Origin of the sequence: Aquimarina addita (genome assembly GCF_039539305.1) — a bacterium.
GTDB lineage: Bacteria > Bacteroidota > Bacteroidia > Flavobacteriales > Flavobacteriaceae > Aquimarina > Aquimarina addita.
Genome location: NZ_BAABCW010000078.1, coordinates 1 through 665 on the forward strand (window position 1 = coordinate 1; position 665 = coordinate 665).

A 665-nucleotide genomic window follows, 5' to 3' on the forward strand; every position below is an offset into this window, starting at 1 on the left:
CAATGGGAGGAGATCGCAATAGAATCGTCTAGAAAACTACCAAAAATCACATTGCCCAACCACCTCGCATATGTAATCTACACATCAGGGTCAACAGGGAAACCTAAAGGGGTAATGATTGAACACGATAATTTGATGAATATAGGTTATTCAAGATTAAATTATTATGGAAAAATTGAATCGATGATTTTAATTCCATCATTTGTTTTTGACCCCTCAATTGCAGTTATATTTGGTACATTGTTATCTGGAGCTCGTTTGTTAATACCCAAAATTGAAGATATTAATAATTCGGTTACAATAAAAAAAATGTTGATAGACAATGAGATTGACTTTCTACTTTGTGTACCATCTTATTATAATTTTTTATTAAGTGACGATTTATTATGTAATACTCTTCTCAAAGGAGTAATATTAGGAGGAGAATTTTTAGATAAAAAATTGGTTTTAAATCATTTTGATTTATCTAAGAAAACAATACTTTACAACGAATATGGCACAACAGAATGTAGTATTTGGTCATCTGCCATAAAAATAGATGAAATACCATCAAATCTATCCATAGGTCGTCCAATCTCGAACACTCAGATTTATATTGTAGGGAATGGTCTTGAATTACAGCCTATAGGGGTAATAGGTGAATTATGCATAAGTGGTGCTGGTTT

The 665-nt window shown here is 31.4% G+C and carries 1 protein-coding gene; it reads left to right on the forward strand.

The window, feature by feature from the left end:
* Nucleotides 1-665: AMP-binding protein (locus tag ABD816_RS22225; RefSeq protein ID WP_344931119.1), on the forward strand; the 665-nt coding region annotated here is incomplete at both ends.